This is a genomic window from Candidatus Zixiibacteriota bacterium (genome assembly GCA_016933955.1).
Classification (GTDB): Bacteria; Zixibacteria; MSB-5A5; order GN15; family PGXB01; genus JAFGTT01.
This window is the reverse complement of the sequence record JAFGTT010000036.1, coordinates 31,124-50,251: the sequence shown is the minus strand read 5'-3', so window position 1 is coordinate 50,251 and position 19,128 is coordinate 31,124. Positions and strand designations below refer to the sequence as shown.

At 47.4% G+C, this 19,128-nt stretch carries 18 protein-coding genes; 13 read left to right on the top strand and 5 right to left on the bottom strand.

Going from position 1 to position 19,128, the window contains the following annotated elements; all coding sequences use genetic code 11:
* Nucleotides 1-18: 18 nt before the first annotated feature.
* From JXQ28_12950 to lepB, 5 genes are all read right to left on the bottom strand, one after another.
* Nucleotides 19-1,287 (bottom strand): asparagine synthetase B, encoded by a 1,269-nt coding sequence (locus JXQ28_12950; GenBank protein ID MBN2278641.1) that lies wholly within the window; start codon nucleotides 1,285-1,287, stop codon nucleotides 19-21.
* Between the two features lie 135 nt (nucleotides 1,288-1,422).
* The gene (locus JXQ28_12945; protein ID MBN2278640.1) at nucleotides 1,423-2,772 is read right to left on the bottom strand and encodes a replication-associated recombination protein A; all 1,350 of its coding nucleotides are present in this window, start codon (nucleotides 2,770-2,772) and stop codon (nucleotides 1,423-1,425) included.
* Between the two features lie 151 nt (nucleotides 2,773-2,923).
* Entirely contained in the window at nucleotides 2,924-4,966 is a 2,043-nt protein-coding gene (locus JXQ28_12940; protein MBN2278639.1) for an FG-GAP repeat protein, read from the bottom strand.
* 261 nt (nucleotides 4,967-5,227) lie between these two features.
* The gene (gene hemW, locus JXQ28_12935) at nucleotides 5,228-6,367 is read right to left on the bottom strand and encodes a radical SAM family heme chaperone HemW (protein MBN2278638.1); all 1,140 of its coding nucleotides are present in this window, start codon (nucleotides 6,365-6,367) and stop codon (nucleotides 5,228-5,230) included.
* 6 nt (nucleotides 6,368-6,373) lie between these two features.
* Nucleotides 6,374-7,096 (bottom strand): signal peptidase I, encoded by a 723-nt coding sequence (lepB, locus tag JXQ28_12930; protein MBN2278637.1) that lies wholly within the window; start codon nucleotides 7,094-7,096, stop codon nucleotides 6,374-6,376.
* Nucleotides 7,097-7,289: 193 nt separating this feature from the next.
* Between lepB and JXQ28_12925 the strand changes: the two genes are divergently transcribed.
* The 13 genes from JXQ28_12925 to JXQ28_12865 all read left to right on the top strand — a co-directional run bounded on the left by JXQ28_12925 (nucleotide 7,290) and on the right by JXQ28_12865 (nucleotide 19,060).
* Nucleotides 7,290-7,673: a RidA family protein gene (locus tag JXQ28_12925; protein MBN2278636.1), complete on the top strand. Its 384-nt coding sequence runs from the start codon at nucleotides 7,290-7,292 to the stop codon at nucleotides 7,671-7,673.
* A gap of 2 nt (nucleotides 7,674-7,675) precedes the next feature.
* Nucleotides 7,676-8,872: an MFS transporter gene (locus JXQ28_12920; protein ID MBN2278635.1), complete on the top strand. Its 1,197-nt coding sequence runs from the start codon at nucleotides 7,676-7,678 to the stop codon at nucleotides 8,870-8,872.
* A gap of 169 nt (nucleotides 8,873-9,041) precedes the next feature.
* Nucleotides 9,042-9,395 (top strand): NADH-quinone oxidoreductase subunit A, encoded by a 354-nt coding sequence (ndhC, locus tag JXQ28_12915; protein MBN2278634.1) that lies wholly within the window; start codon nucleotides 9,042-9,044, stop codon nucleotides 9,393-9,395.
* Entirely contained in the window at nucleotides 9,386-9,892 is a 507-nt protein-coding gene (locus JXQ28_12910) for an NADH-quinone oxidoreductase subunit B (protein ID MBN2278633.1), read from the top strand. The genes ndhC and JXQ28_12910 overlap by 10 nt, the downstream gene beginning before the upstream one ends.
* Before the next feature lie 12 nt (nucleotides 9,893-9,904).
* A complete protein-coding gene (locus tag JXQ28_12905) occupies nucleotides 9,905-10,378 on the top strand; it encodes an NADH-quinone oxidoreductase subunit C (protein MBN2278632.1) in 474 nt (157 codons plus the stop codon).
* Between the two features lie 2 nt (nucleotides 10,379-10,380).
* Entirely contained in the window at nucleotides 10,381-11,484 is a 1,104-nt protein-coding gene (locus JXQ28_12900; GenBank protein ID MBN2278631.1) for an NADH-quinone oxidoreductase subunit D, read from the top strand.
* A complete protein-coding gene (gene nuoH / locus JXQ28_12895) occupies nucleotides 11,484-12,527 on the top strand; it encodes an NADH-quinone oxidoreductase subunit NuoH (protein MBN2278630.1) in 1,044 nt (347 codons plus the stop codon). The genes JXQ28_12900 and nuoH overlap by 1 nt, the downstream gene beginning before the upstream one ends.
* Nucleotides 12,521-13,144 (top strand): NADH-quinone oxidoreductase subunit I, encoded by a 624-nt coding sequence (locus JXQ28_12890; GenBank protein MBN2278629.1) that lies wholly within the window; start codon nucleotides 12,521-12,523, stop codon nucleotides 13,142-13,144. The genes nuoH and JXQ28_12890 overlap by 7 nt, the downstream gene beginning before the upstream one ends.
* Complete coding sequence (locus JXQ28_12885) at nucleotides 13,141-13,671, top strand: NADH-quinone oxidoreductase subunit J (GenBank protein ID MBN2278628.1); 531 nt, start codon at nucleotides 13,141-13,143, stop codon at nucleotides 13,669-13,671. The genes JXQ28_12890 and JXQ28_12885 overlap by 4 nt, the downstream gene beginning before the upstream one ends.
* A 1-nt stretch (nucleotide 13,672) precedes the next feature.
* On the top strand, nucleotides 13,673-13,975 hold the full coding sequence (gene nuoK, locus JXQ28_12880; GenBank protein MBN2278627.1) for an NADH-quinone oxidoreductase subunit NuoK: 303 nt from the start codon (nucleotides 13,673-13,675) through the stop codon (nucleotides 13,973-13,975).
* 1 nt (nucleotide 13,976) lies between these two features.
* Entirely contained in the window at nucleotides 13,977-16,076 is a 2,100-nt protein-coding gene (locus JXQ28_12875; GenBank protein ID MBN2278626.1) for an NADH-quinone oxidoreductase subunit L, read from the top strand.
* A gap of 17 nt (nucleotides 16,077-16,093) precedes the next feature.
* Nucleotides 16,094-17,584 (top strand): NADH-quinone oxidoreductase subunit M, encoded by a 1,491-nt coding sequence (locus tag JXQ28_12870; protein MBN2278625.1) that lies wholly within the window; start codon nucleotides 16,094-16,096, stop codon nucleotides 17,582-17,584.
* 9 nt (nucleotides 17,585-17,593) lie between these two features.
* Complete coding sequence (locus JXQ28_12865) at nucleotides 17,594-19,060, top strand: NADH-quinone oxidoreductase subunit N (GenBank protein ID MBN2278624.1); 1,467 nt, start codon at nucleotides 17,594-17,596, stop codon at nucleotides 19,058-19,060.
* Nucleotides 19,061-19,128 lie beyond the last annotated feature (68 nt).

The following is a 19,128-nucleotide window of genomic DNA, read 5'->3' as shown; positions in this document are numbered from 1 at the left end:
TTCGGCTGACCCGGTTTATTACGTCTTGCGTTCTTTTTTCTTGGCGGCCGGGAAGAGGACATTGTTCAAAATCAAGCGATAACCCGGGGAGTTTTTATGCAGGCTCAAATCGGTTGGAGGATCTCCAACCATATGACGGTAATCCTCGGGATCATGCCCCGATAGAAAAGTGAAAGTCCCGCGCCCCAGATTCCCATGAATATAACGTACTTCATCGAATCCCTCCGGCATTCCCAGAATAGTAACATAATTTTTCAGAAGAGATTTCCGAAAAGCGGTCGTCTGGCCCATAAATCCGCCGATCATACCGACATGATCCTGCACCAGCATGGTCGGAACCGGATCGAGTTTGGCCGAGAATTCAAAGAGATAAAAGCAGTCGTTTTCAGGTTCCGGAAAGCGCATCATTCGATCCGGATAAGTGTCAATATCACTATGGCGATAAAGCATGGGGTCAAGAGTAGCGGTAAAGTTTTCGAAAGCCAGCGACTTGGAGTAATCCAGGCGTTCCTGACAATCAGGATCAACCGGGTCACCATCGAACTGGGCCGGGCAGATGTCCACTCCCTCAGCCGCCAGAGCGATATCGATCGTCTCGCAGGCCGAGCACATGGCAAACATGAATCCGCCGCGGCGGACATAATCGGTTATGGTACGAGCCACCTCGCCTTTCATCTCGGAAACCTTATGGTAGCCCATCTTCCGCGCTAGGGATTCATTGGCTTCCACTTCCTGCCGATACCATAATTCATTATGAAAAGAGGCATAGAATTTACCGTACTGGCCGGTGAAATCCTCGTGATGCAGGTGAAGCCAATCATAATTATCGAGAGCTCCGGTTAAAACCTCCTCGTCCCAGATCAAATCGTACTTGATATCGGCATAAGTTAAAGCCAGGGTTACGGCATCATCCCAGGGTTCGACATTGCTTGGCGAATAGACAGCAATAGCCGGCGCTTTTTCCAGCAGAACGCGTTCCATATTCTCGACATCAATAATCCGATAGATGTCGGCCAATTGGGCGGAATTGAGTTCCTCATAATAAACGCCTCGAAGAAGACAGAGGGAGGTTAGTTCATCGCGGCTGTCAAAGGCAAATGAACCGCCCCGGTAATTAAGAAGCCATTCCACGTTGATTCCCATCTGAAGCGCCTTATAAGCAATGCCATAGGCCCGGAGATGATCCATTTGACTTTGATCCATCGGGATCAGGGTAATTTGTGCCTGAATCAGCGGGGTTATGAAAAGCAGAACCAGGAAAATTATAATCGGTTTTTTGATATTCATCATAGCCCTTGTTTCTATTGAATCAGGAAACGATTTGTATTAAAACATTTCATATGCCACCGTTTTTCATTTCTTATCCCTTTTACATCCGGGTCAATAAAAAAGTTTAAATGGGTTGGCCCGATCGGATATAGACTATTGCTTTTTATTCATCTTTTTTTTGCGGTACTCCCGATATTTCTTGAGATATTCCAACAACTTGATTTCACGCCCCCGTTCAACCGGATTGTAATAGATGGTTCCGGACAATTCCTCGGGAAAATACTCCTGATCGGTCAAAGCCTCATCAAAATCATGAGCATATTTATAATCTTTACCATAGCCAAGATTTTTCATCAGCGCCGTGGGAGCATTACGAATATGCAACGGTACCGGCAAAGAACCTCTGGTTTCAGCATCAGTCATAGCCCGACCGAAAGCCATATAAGCGGCATTCGATTTGGGGGCGCAGGCCAGGTATATCACCACCTGGGCCAGGGCTTGTTCACCTTCCGGAGTGCCCAGGAAATGGTAAGTATCGCGGGCATTAATAGCCACCATTAAAGCATAAGGATCAGCCAGACCGATGTCTTCGACCGCCATCCGGATTAACCTGCGGGCAATATAAAGACGGTCCTCGCCGGATTGAAGCATCCTCGCCAGCCAGTACAGCGAGGCATCCGGATCGCCGCCGCGGATGGCCTTGTGCAGGGCGGAGATTAGATTGTAATGCTCTTCACCGGCCTTATCATAAACCAGGGCGCCTTTCTGGTGAATTTCGCGGACTTTATCAAGCGTTATTTTTCCACCGGGCCCGGCGTCTTCGGCCGCGGCCTCAAGTAAATTAAGCGATCGGCGGGCATCACCATCGGCGGCGGCGATAATGAATTCGACAGCCTCAAGTTCGATAGAAACATTCATCGATCCCAAACCATAATCAGAATCCGATATGGCTCTGTTTATAATGTTATCAAGAGCTTTTTCGGAAAGTCGATCAAGCGTATAAACCTTGACGCGTGATAACAGGGCCGAGATAACCTCGAACGATGGATTTTCAGTTGTGGCTCCGATTAAAACGATATCTCCTTTTTCGACGTATGGCAAAAAAGCGTCCTGCTGGGCCTTATTAAAGCGATGAATTTCATCGATGAATACATATGTTTTACGCCCGGTCAGTTTTCTATAATTGGCGGCTTTGGAAATGACATTCTTAATCTCCTTAATTGATGAAGTTACGGCCGAGAACAGCAGGAACTGGCCGCTGGTCGCCCCGGCAATAAGCCGGGCCAGGGTTGTTTTCCCGGAACCGGGAGGTCCCCAGAAAATAACAGATCCAAGGCGATCCTGATCGACCGCACGCCTAAAGGAGCTTTCAGGGCTGATTAATTTTTCCTGTCCAAAGAAGTCGTCAAAAGAGCCTGGCCGCATCCGATCCGCCAACGGTGCCGAATTTGTTTTATCGCTCACCTGTTCATCGGATCCATTATTTTGTTCAAATAATTCCATAATTTAGTATAACGCCGAAATTATAAATATAATCGGAAATAAGAAAAATACGATAGCTTTTTAAAATTGTGATATGGACAATAAAAAGGAAGGGAATTGTCAAAATTCCCTTCCTCAATCTTCCGCATGGCAGGATTCAAAATCCCCGTCTTTATTTGGCAAAGGGGCAATTAGGTTCCGGGCCGTTTTTATAAAGGTAATTGATCAGATAGGTAACATCGAGGATATTCAACTCACTCGAATTGTTGACGTCAAAGGCATCCGTTACGAACGGCGGCTCACCGTCACGATACAGATAATTGATGGCCGAGGTGGCGTCGAGAATATTAACGCTTTGATTCAAATTATAATCGCCACAGGAATAACAGGGCCACATTCCACGTAATGCCTTAACATAACCATCGGTAAAACCGGTGATATCAAGATATTCTCCGATTTTGGCATTGCTGTAAAATGGCTCTCTGTTAATCAGGAGTTCGGTTTTGGTGCCGATGGTCTGGCATTTGGCTTTAAAAACAAGATAAGCGAACTCGGTGAAGTCAGAAGGACGGGGGGCTGTTCCTCCTGTAAATATCAGGTCGACATGGATTGTATCACCATTCGCGGACGTATGCAGATAATACTCAAAATCACCATTCCAGTTTGATGAATCTTGATATACATCCATCAGCCTCAAATATCGGCTTCCGAAAGAAATCCGGGTTTGAATATCGGAAATCGTATCACCGATATTGCAGCCAAGAAACCATGAATGGGTTTTTATCATAAAGGGAATAATGGCCGTTTCATTGTAAGTATCAGGCCCGGTATTTTCGATCATGACCATATTCCAGCCGAGGAAATATTCCAGGTCATGGCAATAATCGCAGGCATCGCCGATACCATCGCCGTCAATATCGGCCTGATCGGGATTGTAAATATCCGGGCAATTATCGGGGGGGCAGACACTCTCAGGCGCATCTGGATCACCAAATCCATCGCCATCGGAATCAATACAGATATCAATATCATTGGCATAACCGTCGCAATCATCATCACCCAGAATATAGGTTCTGGCGATCCCGGCGTTGGTCGCCACGGAATCATCACTATATGAACCTATTACCAGATCAGGATAACCATCACCGTTGATATCTCCGGACACCGCGGCAGTCCAGCTTATACCCAGTCCCTTGAAGTCGTACAATATGTCGCCGGTCAATCCGGAAATTATCCGAAAATTACTCATGATATCTGTATACCCGTCTTTATCGACATCACCCATATATATGGGGAAAGACATGGTCTCATATTCACCAAGAACCTCCAAATCCTTTCCGGAAAAGACAACATTCATAAGGGGATCGTCCGTCATGGATATGAAATCGTCATATCCATCCGCGTTTACATCGCCGGCTTCGGCCACAAAACCGACAAAATGGTAACCAAGGGCGGATCCCTCAAGATTGTACATGATTTCCCCGGTGGCCCCGGAAATGACATATGCGTAGCCACTATCCATCGGTGTCGGGAAATGCCCCCAATCACCTATGATGATATCAACATGGCCATCATTATCGACATCACCGGCCAGACCGGCATTGACAATAAAATTATGCAGAAAGCCGCCGAAGCTTTTTAACAGCGTATAATTACGGCCGGAATAAATTCCATAATATATTACTCCCTCCACACTATAGCGGGCTATAAAGTCGTTATAGTAATCGCCATTGAAGTTCTCGAAGGGGAGAACTTCAAAGCCAAGAAGCATATTTGAGGCATTACCGTAAATCGCACCGAGAGTACTGCCGGTTCGTCCCGAAAAGATATAAACGGCCCCGGCATCATTGGCCAGGGAATCATTTCTATAGGCCCCGATAATTATATCATCATAGTTGTCACAATTGATATCGACTCCCATGGTCATACTGCATCCGAAATTGTCATTCCCTTTATCGCCTGAGAAAGTATACAAGAGGCTGTTGTCGGCCCCGCTGTAAATGTATACCTTGCCGGCATCGTTATTAAAAGACCGTTCACAAATGGCGATATCGTTGACTCCGTCGTTATTTACATCACCATCGGCAGCCAGGACGGCTCCGAGTTCGGCACCAGCATAGGTTCCCGTGTAAATACGATCGGGACATTGGGCCATAATTGCCGACCCGCAGATGAAAATTAAGATTACAGCAATGCAAAGGGTCCTGGTGGGCATAGTATCCTCCCCGGTTGAGATAAAAGTCTAAAGGTTGTCCGGTAGAAAGATGCCGGTAAAATGTGGCATTGGACAACCCAAAAATCCCAGTACTCCAAATATAGCGGCTTGGGGTATCAATTGTCAAGCATTTTATGGATTTGTGGGGCTATTATCGGGATGTATAATCGGTTTTCTGGTGTTACTCGTCAGTTGGACAGAAAGTCTCTAAATCATATCCCGGCAATTAATACCGGTTTTTGGAAAAGAGATAAGAAAAGGCTATTTGACCAGTCGTCTGATTATCTCATCGGCCAACGGAAAACCCGACTCGGTCAGCCGCAGGCTATTGTTATCCATGTCGATCAGGTTTTCTTTGAGCATGGCGGCCAGACTTTTTTCATCGATTACCTGGTCAACAGAAACTCCGAAACGATTCCGGAATTCTTCACGACCAATGCCGCGGGCAGTCCGCAAACCAAGCATTATGGTTTCGGCGATACGCGATTCCGGATCGATGGTGTCGAATATAAGCGGCCGCTCGCCGCGGGATATAGTTTCGATATACTTTTTCAGATCGGGGATATTGGAAAAACGACGGTTCTCAATAAAACTATGGGCAGAAGGACCCAGGCCAAGGAAATCGCCTCCTTCCCAGTAGTTCATGTTATGCCGACATTCAAATCCCGGGATGGCATAGGATGAAATTTCATAACGGATATAGCTGTGTTTTTTCAATTCTTCGTGGATAGCACGATACATCGAAGCCATCATATCCTGATCCGGCAAGGTTATTTTTCCGTCCCGAACATCCCGCTCCAGAATGGAATTCGGCTTGACCGTCAGTTGATAATAGGATATGTGCGGCGGAGCCAGATCGACCAGTTGATTGAGATCATCGGAAAGCCGACGGGAATTCTGGCCCGGCAGGCCGAACATCATATCGACGCCGTAATTCCGAAAACCATTGGCCCCCGCCAGATAAACCGCCCGATAGGAATCTTTGAGATTGTGAATCCGGCCGAGCCTGGTCAACGGGTACGAATCGAAACTCTGAATTCCGAAAACCGGACGATTGATGCCCATGTCTTTCAAAGCAATAAGCTTTTCGGCATCGATCGACTCAGGATTTATCTCCATGGAAAATTCCAACTGGGGATCAAGATCGAAATATTCGCGAATCATGGTGATAAGGTGTTTGAGATGCCAGAAATCGATCAAAGAGGGAGTTCCCCCCCCGATATAAATGGTCTCGATTAATCTTCGGTCGGGATCAATGGTATCCTTGGCCAAGCGTAATTCCATAATCAGGGCCTTGAAAAATTGCTCTTCCAGACCCGGATCATATTTTTCCCGGTAAAAATCGCAATAGCCGCAAATATTTCCACAGAAAGGGAAATGAATATATAATGATATTGCCATAATACTTTAGAGAGCGGTGAAAAGACGTTCCCATCGAGTATGAGAAGGAAAATTCCCTAAAAAGTAGAAAGTATAGCTGAAAACAGAAGTTATATACGGAAATTCCCAGTGCGGCATATCGGGATCAGGTTCCCATGACCAATAGACAAAGAGAGCTTTGCCCTTGATATTTTGATCCGGGACGAACCCCCAGAAGCGGCTGTCTTCGCTTAAATCCCGATGGTCGCCCAATACAAAATACTCATCGGAAGGAACCTGAACCGGCCCGAAATTGTCTCTCCCGGAAAGTTGCGCCGCCAGGATTTTGGGATCGGTGTTTTTGGTGTTGGGAAATATTTCCGCCAGCTCATTATCGATATATATAATTTTATCGACTATTTCCACGGTCTGACCGGGGAGGGCAATAATCCTCTTGATGTAATCCCGGGTAGGATCCAGGGGATATTTAAAAACAATAATATCGCCTATTTCGGGACTTCCGAACTTATAGGCCAGTTTGTTGACAAAAATATAATCGCCCTCGTAAAGAGCATCTTCCATGGAAGCCGAATCGACTCGATAAGCAGACACGATGAATAAACGCAAAATAATTGCGGCGGCCAGCGAGATAAAAACAACCTCAAGATACTCGCGCCAGATCGGTTTATGTTTCCGGCGCCGAATAGGCTGTTCAGCAGTTTTTTTAGTCTCAATTTGCTGAAATTCTTCAAGAAGAAAATCGTTACTCATACTTGTTAAATTATCGGATTTCGACCATATTTTCTTTAATTAACCCAACCCCGATATATAAGAATAATTACTTTAAACTCGATAGGCAAGTAGCTGGGGAAAATAAATATCGGATGGTAATGGATTTCCGTTGACAGACCCAATCGGAAAGTATAATGATGGTGTATCTATTTATATTTAATAAGGAGAAACCATGAAAGAGGTTGTCAACACCAGCGAAGCTCCGGCCGCAGTCGGCCCCTATTCCCAGGCCATTAAGGTCAGCGCCGGCAATCTGGTTTTCTGCTCCGGGCAAATTCCGCTTGACCCCAAAACCGGGAAAATCATAGGCTTTACCGCCGCCGAACAGGCCGAACAGGTTCTGAAGAATCTCCAGGCGGTCCTTTTTGCTGCCGGGGCCGAATTCAAACACGTTGTCAAAACCACGGTTTATCTTGACAGCATGGATGATTTCGCCGCGGTCAACGAGGTCTATGCCAAATATTTTACGCTTAAACTCCCGGCCCGGGCGGCCTTTCAGGTAGGGCGGTTGCCGCTGGGCGTCAAAGTCGAGATTGAGGCGATAGCGGTAGTCTGAAATTGCCGACACGAAACATTCGCGTTTATTATATCCTGGAAATGATCCTGTCTCTATCGGGCGGGATAATTTTCCCGGTTTATGTCCTTTATTTCAGGGAATTTCAGATCACTCTTTTCCAGGTGGCCGTCTTGGCGGCCGTTTTTGAGGCCACCATTATTATCTTTGAAATCCCGACCGGTCTTTTTGCCGATCGATACGGCCGCCGACTTTCAACAATTACCGGATTTATCCTCTTTTCCCTGGCCGGGATTATCTTTTTCGAATTTCGGAATTTTGCCGGTTTTTTAATCGCGGAAGGTCTTTTTGGCCTGGCGGAGACTTTTATTTCCGGAGCCATGGAAGCGTTGGCAGTCGATTCCATTGATAAACAGGAAAGAAAAGGGAAATTGGCAACATTGTTTGCCAACCGGACAATCATCAAAACCTCGGCTCTTCTGATAGGAATGATTACGGGCGGTCTGCTGGCCGAGTGGCGTTTACCGGCGCTTTTTCTTCCTCTTCTCGGATTCTCGGCTATCGGAGCGGTTTTGGCCCTGCTTCTGGTTGAACCAGAACCAGAACCAATTGCAGATAAGGATAAGGCCCCCGGCCCATCGCTCTGGAAATTTATATGGGGTAATCCTGTTGTAGCGGCGTTGTTTGCGGTTGGTTTACTGGCTAACTTTATTTATGAGCCAATTGATCAATTCTGGCAGGTTCTCTTTTCTGAAATCAGGGAAATTGATCCGGCTTTTTTTGGTCTTATGACCGCCTCCGGATTAGGCCTGGTAATTATTTTTACCCGCTGGCTAAAAAAACTGTATCACTACTTAACTGCATATCTGGCGGCCTGTTTTATTATACTATCAGTTGCTCTTTATCTGGCCGCTTTGTCGGATCGTTACCCGGCGGTTGTCGGCATAGTCGTATATTTCTCAATTAAAGAAATGGTTCGGCCGGTTATCTCCACCCATCTCAATCGTCATCTGGAATCGAAAAACAGAGCAACTTATCTTTCGGCATATAATCTGACCTGCTCAATCGGTGAGGTGGCGGCGAGCCTTCTGGCCGGTATCTTGGCGGCCCAATTCGGGGTAGTCTTTTTATTTTATTTCGGTTCAATGACGGCCACAGTCCTGATTGGGATATATCTGGTATTGAAAAATGGTAAGAACGGCCATGGCCAAATGGACTCCGGTCTGACTTCGGCTGAATAGTAATATTGGGATTAAAGAATCATAACAAGACATTTTCCCGACGAGTTTTTATCAAATTATTGATGATTATTTTTACAAACTTCTTGACAAATAGAGAAAAAGGAGTTTTTTTGAAAAATCTATTTGTGATATTTATCACAAGGCGATAGCGTTGAGGAGTTGAAAACAGATGGCCCATTACTTATCGGTTCTGATATTTCTGATAGTCGGGATAGGGATGGTTCTGTTTACCTTCTTCTTGGCCCGCATTCTCCGACCTCATCACCCCTACAAAGCCAAAAACCAGGCTTATGAATGCGCCGAGACTCCAATTGGAAATTCCTGGATCAGGTTTAATAACCGGTTTTATATCTTTGCTTTAATTTTTGTGGTTTTCGATGTCGAAGCGGTCTTTCTATTCCCCTGGGCGGTGGCTTTTGGTCAACTGGGTCTTTTTGCCCTAATAGAAATGGCTATTTTTATTGCCATCCTGATTTTCGGTCTTTATTACGCCTGGAAGAAGGGAGTCCTCAAGTGGGTGTGATTAAACAGGTTCCGGCAATAGTGGAAAAATTCCCGGGTGGCGGTATTGTGGCCACTTCGCTTGACTGGGTATTGAATCAATCGCGTGCCAGTTCAGTCTGGTATTTGTTATTTGGAACCGCCTGTTGCGCCATCGAACTTATGGCTACCGGCGCCTCCCGATATGATTTTGACCGACTGGGTATGATTTTTCGGGCCACACCTCGTCAGGCCGATTTAATTATTGCGGCCGGGACTATTACCAAGAAGATGGGTCCCAGATTACGGTTGCTTTATGACCAGATGGCAGAACCGAGGTATGTGATTGCCATGGGCGGTTGTACCTGCGGCGGCGGGCCTTTTTATTATGACAGCTATGCCGTGGAAAAGGGCATTAATCATATTGTCCCGGTAGATGTTTACATTCCCGGTTGCCCGCCCCGACCGGAATCACTCCTCGAAGGATGCATTACTCTTCAGAAAAAGATTAAAAAGCAGAAGATGCAGGACTGGAGTTAGGGCCGATTTCTTATGAACCGTGAAGAGCTGATCCAATATCTTCAGGATAAATTCCAGGATAAAATAGAACTTCTGGACACCGGGAAAGTCGAGCCGATGTTCCTGATTAAATCCCGCGAAAATCTGGTTTCCTTTTGCCGGGCGATTGTCGATGATCCTCAATTATCAATGGATTTTCTATGTAATCTGGCGGGGATCGATACCGGGGAGCATTTTGAGGTAGTCTATAATGTTGCCTCAATCAGGAATAAAACCAGGTTTGATTTTAAGGTGGTCATGGATTACGACGGAGCCTGGGTGGAATCGATCAAGGAAATCTGGCCGGCCGCCAACTGGTATGAACGGGAAGTCTGGGAGCTTTTTGGAATCGACGTGAAAAATCACGGGAATTTAAAACGATTTTTATTACCGGATGATTGGGATCAGGGCCATCCGATGAGGAAGAACTGGGATGCTCCCGATTTCAAGAGGATGCCGGAGTTTTAATTATGGGCGAATTGCGGACAGAAGAATTCCAAATAAATATGGGGCCGCAACACCCTTCGACTCATGGTGTCTGCCGATTTTTATTGACCATGGACGGCGAAGTGATCGTCGATGTGGAACCGATCATCGGTTATCTTCACCGGGCCCTGGAAAAAATCTGCGAAAACCGAACCTATGCCCAGTGTATTCCGGTGATGGATCGCTTCGAATATTGCACGTCCATGTCCTGTAATCAGGTCTTTTCCCTGGCCGCCGAAAAACTGGGCGAGGTTGAAGTCCCGGAACGGGCTCAGTATCTCCGGGTAATCATGCTTGAACTCAACCGAATAGCCAGCCACCTGATCTGGTTTGGAACCACCTGTCTGGACCTGGGAGCTCTCACGCCGTTTCTCTATGCTTTCCGTGAACGCGAAGATATTCTTGACCTGTTTGAAATGACCTGCGGACAGAGACTGACATACAATTATATAAGGATCGGCGGTGTGTCGCGCGATATCCCCGAGCAGTTTATTCCATTATGTAAAAAATTCCTGGGGACCTTTGATCATCGGGTCGATGATTATGAAAAAATCCTGACCGAAAATCCGATATTTGTTCCACGCAACAAGAATATCGGGGTTCTTTCAAAGGAAAAGGCTATTGCCTACGGAGTTTCCGGCCCCCCCCTGAGAGCTTCGGGAGTCAAATTCGATCTGCGGCGGGATGATCAATATTCTATATATGATCGTTTTAAATTCGATATTCCGGTGACTTTCAACGGAGACTGCCTCGATCGCTACCTGATTCGAATAAAGGAGATGCGGGAATCGGCCAAAATCGTCCGGCAGGCTATTGAACAAATACCCGAAGGCGAGATTCGCGCCAAGGTGACCATGAATTTCAAACCCAAACCGGGGGAAGTGTACAGCCGAATCGAAAACTCCCGTGGAGAGATGGGTGTTCATCTGGTTTCGGCGGGCGACAAGAAACCGCTCAGGGTCAGAATGCGGGGGGGATCATATAACCATCTTCAGGTTATTCCCGAAATCACTCGCGGGCATAAAATAGCCGATCTGGTGGCCATTATGGCTTCAATGGATGTCATTATGCCGGAGGTGGACAGGTAATGGAAATTGCCGGCATTTTTAAATATTTGTATGAATTACTGGAATCCAGTGGCCTTTCACAGGGCTGGGTTGATGTTATCTCTTATACTGTGGCGGGATTGATTGTTTTTGGGTTTCTCTCCCTGGTGGCGCTGTTTCTGGTCTGGTGGGAGAGAAAGGTGGCCGGGCATATCCAGCAAAGATTCGGGCCGATGTTAACCGGCTGGCATGGCTGGCGTCAGACCATCGCCGATGCGGTCAAATTATTACAAAAGGAAGATATCCGTCCCGCCGAAATCGATCGTCCGGTATATTTCTGGGCGCCGGTTATCTGTTTTGTGGCAGCCTATCTGGCCTACATTACCATACCCTTCGGAAACGGTTTGATCGTGGCCGATCTCAATATCGGAATTCTGTTTATAATGGCCATTACCACCTTTACGGTTATCTCTCTTCTCATGGCTGGTTGGGGCTCCAATAATAAATACGCCCTGCTGGGGGGGATGCGTTCCGCGGCCCAAGTAGTCAGCTATGAAGTGCCAATGGTCGTGGCTGTTCTGGCCGTGATTGTCTTTTCCGGATCATTATCCATGGTGGATATCGTCGAATCGCAGGCCAAGATATATCAGTGGTACGTTTTCCGATTACCCTTCGGGCCGATTGCTTTTATAACTTACATAATAGCCGCCACTGCCGAAACCAACCGAACCCCGTTTGACTTACCGGAAGCGGAACAGGAACTGGTGGCCGGATTCAATGTCGAATATTCCGGTATGAAATTCGCCATGTTTTTCCTGGCCGAGTTTGTCAATGTGTTCACGGTTTCCGCAATCGGCGCCACACTCTTTCTGGGCGGATGGCATGGACCGTGGCTCCCGTCATGGATGTGGTTTCTGATTAAATCGTTTGGCCTGGTATTTGTCTTTATGATGTTCCGCTGGACCTACCCACGTTTGAGAGTGGATCAATTGATGGAATTTTCCTGGAAATTTTTGGTACCGGTGGCCTTCGTTAATTTGATTCTGGCCGGTTTGATGAAATATTCGGAGTGGTTCAATTGGTAAAAGAAGTTTTAAATGGAATAAAAAACCTTCTGATCGGGTTGATGACGACCGGTAAACATCTCGGCAAACATGCCATCACTCTGCAGTATCCGAAAGAGAAATGGCCGATGCCGGAGCGTTCCCGCGGTGTCGTGGTTTTACTTTCTGATCCGGATACCGGCGAGTTGAATTGCACCGTCTGTTTACTCTGTATGCGAAGCTGTCCCTCGGCGGCCATACGGATTGAACATCATAAAAACGAAGAAACCAAGAAACGGGTTCTTGATGATTTTATTGTTGATAACACCATTTGCTGTTTTTGCGGATTGTGCGAGGAAGCCTGCAATTTCGCGGCCATCAAACTGGCACCCAAATATGAATTTTCCACCTACAACCAGGAAGATTTAATATATCACACCGCCCGACTGCAGGAACTGGGGCGCGATGTTCCCTATGAAAAGCCGGCCCGCAAAAAGGCGGCTGCGGCGGTACCCCGGCCGGTACCCAAACCCGCCGGACAAACTGATAAACCGGTTGAAGTTGATAAGAAACCGGATGTTACTTCTGATGCCGGGGCGGCGGGTGAAGTCACGGGTGAGAAGAAAGCTGAAGATCAAGGTGCGGAGGAACAGAAATGATTCTGGTAGGTATCGGAAATATATTTACCCAGATTTCGGCGCAACCGGTCTTTTACCTGATATCGTTTGTTTTGATCATGTCGGCCCTGATGGTGGTAACCCTCAGAAATATTTTCCACTGCGCCCTGTTTTTGATCCTGGCGCTTTTCTGTGTGGCCGGTCTGTATATTCTGCTTGAGGCCGAATTCCTGGCGGCGGTCCAGGTCCTGATTTATGTCGGGGCGGTTTCCGTCCTGATGATTTTTGCCATCATGCTGACGTCAAATTTAAGCTCCCGGCAGATCAAACAAAGCAATGAACAGGTTTTGATCGGCATCTTTGTCTGTGCTTCGTTCTTGATCGCCTGCCTGGCCTCGCTTCCCTATACGATTTGGCGACGGGTGGATCAACCACTCCCGGACAATAATATTCTGACTCTGGGAAAGCTCTTAATGACGGATTATGTTCTTCCGTTCGAGGTGGTTTCGATTGTCCTGCTGGCCGCTCTGATCGGGGCTGTGGTTCTGGCCCGAAGGGAGGGTTCCTGATATGATGTTGAATTACCTGGCCCTGGCAGCAGTCCTGTTTGCCATTGGCATTTTCGGGGTTCTCACCCGGAGGAACGCAATCGGAATTCTGATGTCCCTGGAGTTGATGTTTAACGCCGTGAATATTAACCTGGTGGCGTTTAATAAATTTATCGGTCCCGCTAACCTGACCGGTCAAATTTTTGCCATTTTCGTGGTTGTCATTGCCGCCGCCGAGGCCGTGGTCGGCCTGGCAATCGTTCTATTGCTGTATCGAAACTGGAAAGGCATTAATGTCGACCGGATTAATATTATGAAGTGGTAATATGCTGGAAAAAGCCTTTTTAATACCGTTTTATCCGCTACTGGCATTTTGGGTGGTAGTATTCTTCACCCGCTGGAAGGAGAAACTGTCGTCATATATTTCCATTTCGATGATTCTGCTGGCTTTTATCCATTCGGTGGTAGTCCTGTTCGAAATGATCGCCCGGCATGGTACTCCGCTGGAGGCCATGGTCACTTTCATTGATTTGCCCCATTTTCATCTTGATCTGGGGATGTGGATCGATCCGCTGACCGTGGTGATGCTGATGGTGGTCACAATCGTTTCGGGTTGCGTGCATATCTATTCAGTCGGTTATATGCACGGTGATCCGCGTTTCAGCCGGTTTTTTGCCTACCTGTCACTCTTCAGCTTTTCCATGCTCGGACTGGTGATTGCCAATAACTTTTTTATGATATTTATTTTCTGGGAACTGGTCGGTCTGACAAGTTACCTTCTGATCGGGTTTTATTTTGAAAAGAAAGTCGCCGCCGATGCCGGAAAGAAAGCTTTTATCACAACCCGAATCGGTGACTTGGGATTTATTGTCGGCCTGCTGATTCTCGGGTTTTATGCTGGAACCTTTAATTATCAGAAGGTTTTTGAAATCGTTACCAGCGGGCACCTGTCATCGGGGCTTCTGGCCGCGGCCGGGGTGTTTATCTTTTGCGGGGCGGTCGGTAAATCGGCCCAGTTCCCGTTGCATGTCTGGTTGCCGGATGCCATGGAAGGCCCGACACCAGTTTCGGCTTTGATTCATGCCGCCACCATGGTGGCGGCCGGGGTGTACCTGGTGGCCCGGGCCATGACACTTTTTGCGGCCTCGGAAACCGCCTCGATGGTGGTCGCCGTCATAGGACTGATAACATCTTTTTTGGCTGCTTCGATTGCCCTCACTCAAAACGATATCAAACGGGTTCTGGCCTATTCAACCGTCAGCCAGCTGGGTTATATGATTATGGCTCTGGGCCTGTACGGAGTTGATTTCTCCCGGGCAATGCATCATTACGGGGCGATGTTCACGGAACATTTCCACTCACCGGGCTGGTACGCCGGAACATTTCATTTAATGACTCACGCTTTTTTCAAGGCCCTGCTCTTTCTCGGAGCCGGTTCGGTGATTCACGCCGTGCATACCAACGATATCCAGGAAATGGGCGGTCTGCACAAAAAAATGAAAACAACCACTCTGACGTTTTTTATCGCCTCGCTATCGATTGCCGGGATTTTCCCCCTGTCGGGTTTCTGGTCAAAAGATGAGATAGTGGCGACCACCGTGGGGCACCCGATCTTTATGGTTTTAACCCTGGTGATTGCTTTTATGACCGCTTTTTATATGTTCCGGCTCTGTTTTATGACATTCACCGGATCACCGCGCAACCAGGACCGGTTCGATCATGCTCATGAATCGCCAAAATCAATGACGGTGCCGTTGATGATTCTGGCCTTCCTGGCGATTTTTGCGGGATGGACCGGGATGCCCTGGCTGAAACATGGCTTTGCCGCGTTTGCCTTTCATCATGAAGCGTATCATGTGCATGCCAATTACGGGCTCATGCTTCTGTCAACCGTGGTGGCGGTCAGCGGAATCGGACTGGCGTATTTTATATACTATAAAAATGCCTTTTCAGCTGAGGTGATCGCCGGCCGGTTCAAGTTGCTGTATCGTCTGTCGTATAATAAATTTTATTTCGATGAAATATACCAAGCCGCGGTTATCGATCGCGTGATGGATCTCTGCCGTATTATGTGGTGGTTCGATGCCAATGTTATTGACGGACTGGTCAATTTCACCGGCTGGCTGACCGTCAAATGGGCCGATCTCAAGCAATTATTCGATCAATACATTGTCGATGGCGCCGTCAACGGTCTTGGTTATCTCTGCATGGGGCTTTCCTGGATATTTCGATGGATTCAGAGCGGGTCATTGCAGTTTTACACGCTGGTGATTATCGCCGCAATTATTGGTCTGGTTATTTATAGAGTTACACCGAGCGGGTTTTACTATTACCTGGCCGGGATTATATTGATTGCCCTGGCACGTCTGGTTTTTAAATCATCCCGTTCCGATCGAATCAATACGGAACCGAAGATAGAAGCTTAGGAGGATAGAAGGAGATTATGGGCTTTCCAATATTAAGTTATCTGATATTTTTACCGCTCCTGGGGTTTGTGGCGGTGATGTTTTTACCGAAAGAGAAGCATGATCTGATCAGATGGGTATCGGTTTTCTTTTCCTTTATACCCTGTGTTCTGTCCATCTATCTTACCTGGGACTATTTTTTCAATTATTCACATTCGGCCGCTTTTGCCTATATCGAGGGGCCTTTCACCTGGATTGCCCCGATCAGCGCCCAGTATTATCTCGGGGTTGACGGTATTTCGGTTCCGATGCTTCTGCTGACCGGGCTTCTTTCATTTCTATCGGTGATTGTTTCATTCCATATTGTCAAGCGGGTCAAAGAATATTTTGCCTTCTTCCTGCTTCTGGAAGCGGGAATGATGGGTGTTTTTTGCGCTCTCGATTTCTTTCTCTTTTATGTTTTTTGGGAAGTCATGCTGGTGCCGATGTATTTCCTGATCGGCGTCTGGGGCGGCCCGCGCAAGGAATATGCGGCCATCAAGTTCTTTTTATATACTCTCTTCGGCTCTATTTTCATGCTGGTGGCCATTCTGATTCTGTATTTTACGAGCACGCCGCATACCCTGAATATTCCAGAGCTGGTGAATACCGTTCCCGGTTTCCTGGGGCGTTCGCTTCAGATGGTTTGTTTTGTTTTCTTTTTTGTCGGTTTTGCCATCAAGGTCCCGGTTTGGCCGTTCCATACATGGTTGCCGGATGCTCATGTGGAAGCGCCGACAGCCGTTTCGGTCATCCTGGCCGGGGTTTTACTTAAGATGGGAACCTATGGCATGTTAAGAATTTCTTGGCCGATGTTTCCCGAGATGGTTCGTTATTTTTCGATCCCGATCGCCCTGTTGGGATTGATCGCGATAATATATGGTGCTCTGGTTTCGATGGCACAAAAGGATTTGAAAAAGCTGGTGGCGTATTCATCAGTCTCGCATATGGGGTACTGCATGCTGGCCCTGGGGGCTTATTCCTCTGTGACGGCTATTGCCGGGTGTATGTTCCAGATGGTCAGCCACGGTTTAATCACAGGGGCGCTCTTTATGTTGGTCGGGGTAATATATGACCGGGCCCACACCCGCGAAATCGCCGCCTTTGGTGGCCTGGGCGCCAAACTGCCGGTCTACACCGGATTGATGGTGCTGTTTTCAATGGCTTCGCTGGGATTGCCGGGGATGTCGGGATTCATTTCAGAATTCATGATTTTTGTCGGGTCCTTTTTCCAGTTTAAAGTCATCACCGGCCTGGCCGTGCTGGGAGTGGTTTTGACGGCGGCGTACATGCTTCGTATGGTTCAGCGAATTTTCCTGGGTGAATTCAACAAGGAAAAATGGGACCACCTGACAGAAATCAATGTCAGGGAAATTTTGATGGTGGCCCCACTGGCGGTCTTGACTGTAGCTATCGGAATTTTCCCGGGCCCGCTTTCCAACCTGATGAAGGCTACCCTGGAAAACCTGGTTAACCTGATGGCGCGATAGGTTACAATTATGATGCCTGATTATAATCTGAGATTGTTGGTACCGGAAATATTTCTGTTCCTCTGGGCGCTGTTTATTATTGCCTATGATGTCGGCACCCGGCGGCGGAATACCAGGTTGATCGGGTACCTGGCGATGGGAGGAACAGCCTTCACGGCTCTCTTGCTGTACCTCTTTCACGGCGGCATAACATTCAATAATATGTTCCAGTCGGATCAGCTGGCGGTCTTTTTCAAGATTATTTTTCTCGGTTCGGCCTTTATGGCTATCGGGTCATCATTTGATATCATCTCCGAAAAAATAAAGAATCATCGCGGCGAATATTTCGGTCTGGTGCTGTTCTCAACCGTCGGTATGATGTTTCTGGCATCAGCCAGTGAATTGATCTCACTTTATGTCGGATTGGAATTGACCACCATTCCGCTCTTTGTCCTGGCGGCCTTTTATAAGGATGATCGGATATCGGTGGAAGCCGGACTTAAATATATGATTATCGGTGCCTTTTCATCGGCCATATTGCTTTATGGTCTGTCACTTCTATATGGTTTGACCGGTACGACCGATATTATCATGCTTAAAATTAATATGTCGCTGGTGTTCCTGTCGGCCGGTAAGATCGGCGGCGGATTTATTCTGGCGGTAATCATGGTGGTGGCCGGTATCGGCTTTAAACTGGCCCTGGTTCCATTCCACATGTGGGCGCCCGATGTTTATCAGGGGGCGCCAACCCCGATTACGGCCCTGCTTTCGGTGGGCTCCAAAGCGGCGGGACTGGTGGCATTTATGCGTATATTTGTCAATGGCCTGTATGGTTTCGCCGACAAGGTGATGGCTCCGCTTGATTGGGGTATTGTTGTCGCGGTTCTGGCCGCGGCGGCCATGATCCTGGGAAATATTACCGCTCTCAGACAGAAAAATATCAAACGCATGCTGGCCTATTCATCCATTGCCCAGATAGGGTATATAATGGTCGGGATGGTGGCGACCTCCGACTTAGGAGTGGGCTCGGTTGGTTTTTATATGTTTATCTATTTGTTCGCCAATATGGGCGCCTTTGCCGTAGCCACTGTTTTCAATGACAAAACCGGTTCCGACAGTATCAGCAGTTATGGCGGCTTATCCAAAGTCTCTCCGGCCCTGTCGGCCTTTATGGCGATTTTCATGCTCTCTCTGGCAGGTATTCCACCTCTGGGCGGGTTTGTAGCCAAGTATCTGGTTTTTGCGGCCGGTATTCAGGCTGGATATACCTGGCTGGTAATTCTGGCTCTGCTGACATCGGTCGTTGCCCTGTACTATTACGCCAATGTCCTCAAAATGATGTATTTCTCTTCGGAGACTCCTTCGATCAAAATAAAACCGCCGCTTCCAGCCAGTATCGTCCTGATTATCGGTGTGGCCGGAATCCTGATCTTCGGACTTTTCCCGGAACCGATCATGAATTTCGCCTTGGAAGCAGCGAAGGTTTTTGCTTTTTAAAACAGCGTTTCCTATAGAGATATTATCATCAAAGCTGTTGCATAAATCGTCAATCGTTATGTATATTT

Coding starts and splice junctions, on each gene's coding strand:
- hemW (MBN2278638.1), bottom strand. CDS start 6,367: ATGGCAATATCATTATATATTCATTTCCCTTTCTGTGGAAATATTTGC.
- ndhC (MBN2278634.1), top strand. CDS start 9,042: ATGGCCCATTACTTATCGGTTCTGATATTTCTGATAGTCGGGATAGGG.
- lepB (MBN2278637.1), bottom strand. CDS start 7,096: ATGAGTAACGATTTTCTTCTTGAAGAATTTCAGCAAATTGAGACTAAA.
- JXQ28_12875 (MBN2278626.1), top strand. CDS start 13,977: ATGCTGGAAAAAGCCTTTTTAATACCGTTTTATCCGCTACTGGCATTT.
- JXQ28_12925 (MBN2278636.1), top strand. CDS start 7,290: ATGAAAGAGGTTGTCAACACCAGCGAAGCTCCGGCCGCAGTCGGCCCC.
- JXQ28_12940 (MBN2278639.1), bottom strand. CDS start 4,966: ATGCCCACCAGGACCCTTTGCATTGCTGTAATCTTAATTTTCATCTGC.
- JXQ28_12950 (MBN2278641.1), bottom strand. CDS start 1,287: ATGAATATCAAAAAACCGATTATAATTTTCCTGGTTCTGCTTTTCATA.
- JXQ28_12865 (MBN2278624.1), top strand. CDS start 17,594: ATGATGCCTGATTATAATCTGAGATTGTTGGTACCGGAAATATTTCTG.
- JXQ28_12870 (MBN2278625.1), top strand. CDS start 16,094: ATGGGCTTTCCAATATTAAGTTATCTGATATTTTTACCGCTCCTGGGG.
- JXQ28_12945 (MBN2278640.1), bottom strand. CDS start 2,772: ATGGAATTATTTGAACAAAATAATGGATCCGATGAACAGGTGAGCGAT.
- JXQ28_12900 (MBN2278631.1), top strand. CDS start 10,381: ATGGGCGAATTGCGGACAGAAGAATTCCAAATAAATATGGGGCCGCAA.
- JXQ28_12905 (MBN2278632.1), top strand. CDS start 9,905: ATGAACCGTGAAGAGCTGATCCAATATCTTCAGGATAAATTCCAGGAT.
- JXQ28_12885 (MBN2278628.1), top strand. CDS start 13,141: ATGATTCTGGTAGGTATCGGAAATATATTTACCCAGATTTCGGCGCAA.
- nuoH (MBN2278630.1), top strand. CDS start 11,484: ATGGAAATTGCCGGCATTTTTAAATATTTGTATGAATTACTGGAATCC.
- nuoK (MBN2278627.1), top strand. CDS start 13,673: ATGATGTTGAATTACCTGGCCCTGGCAGCAGTCCTGTTTGCCATTGGC.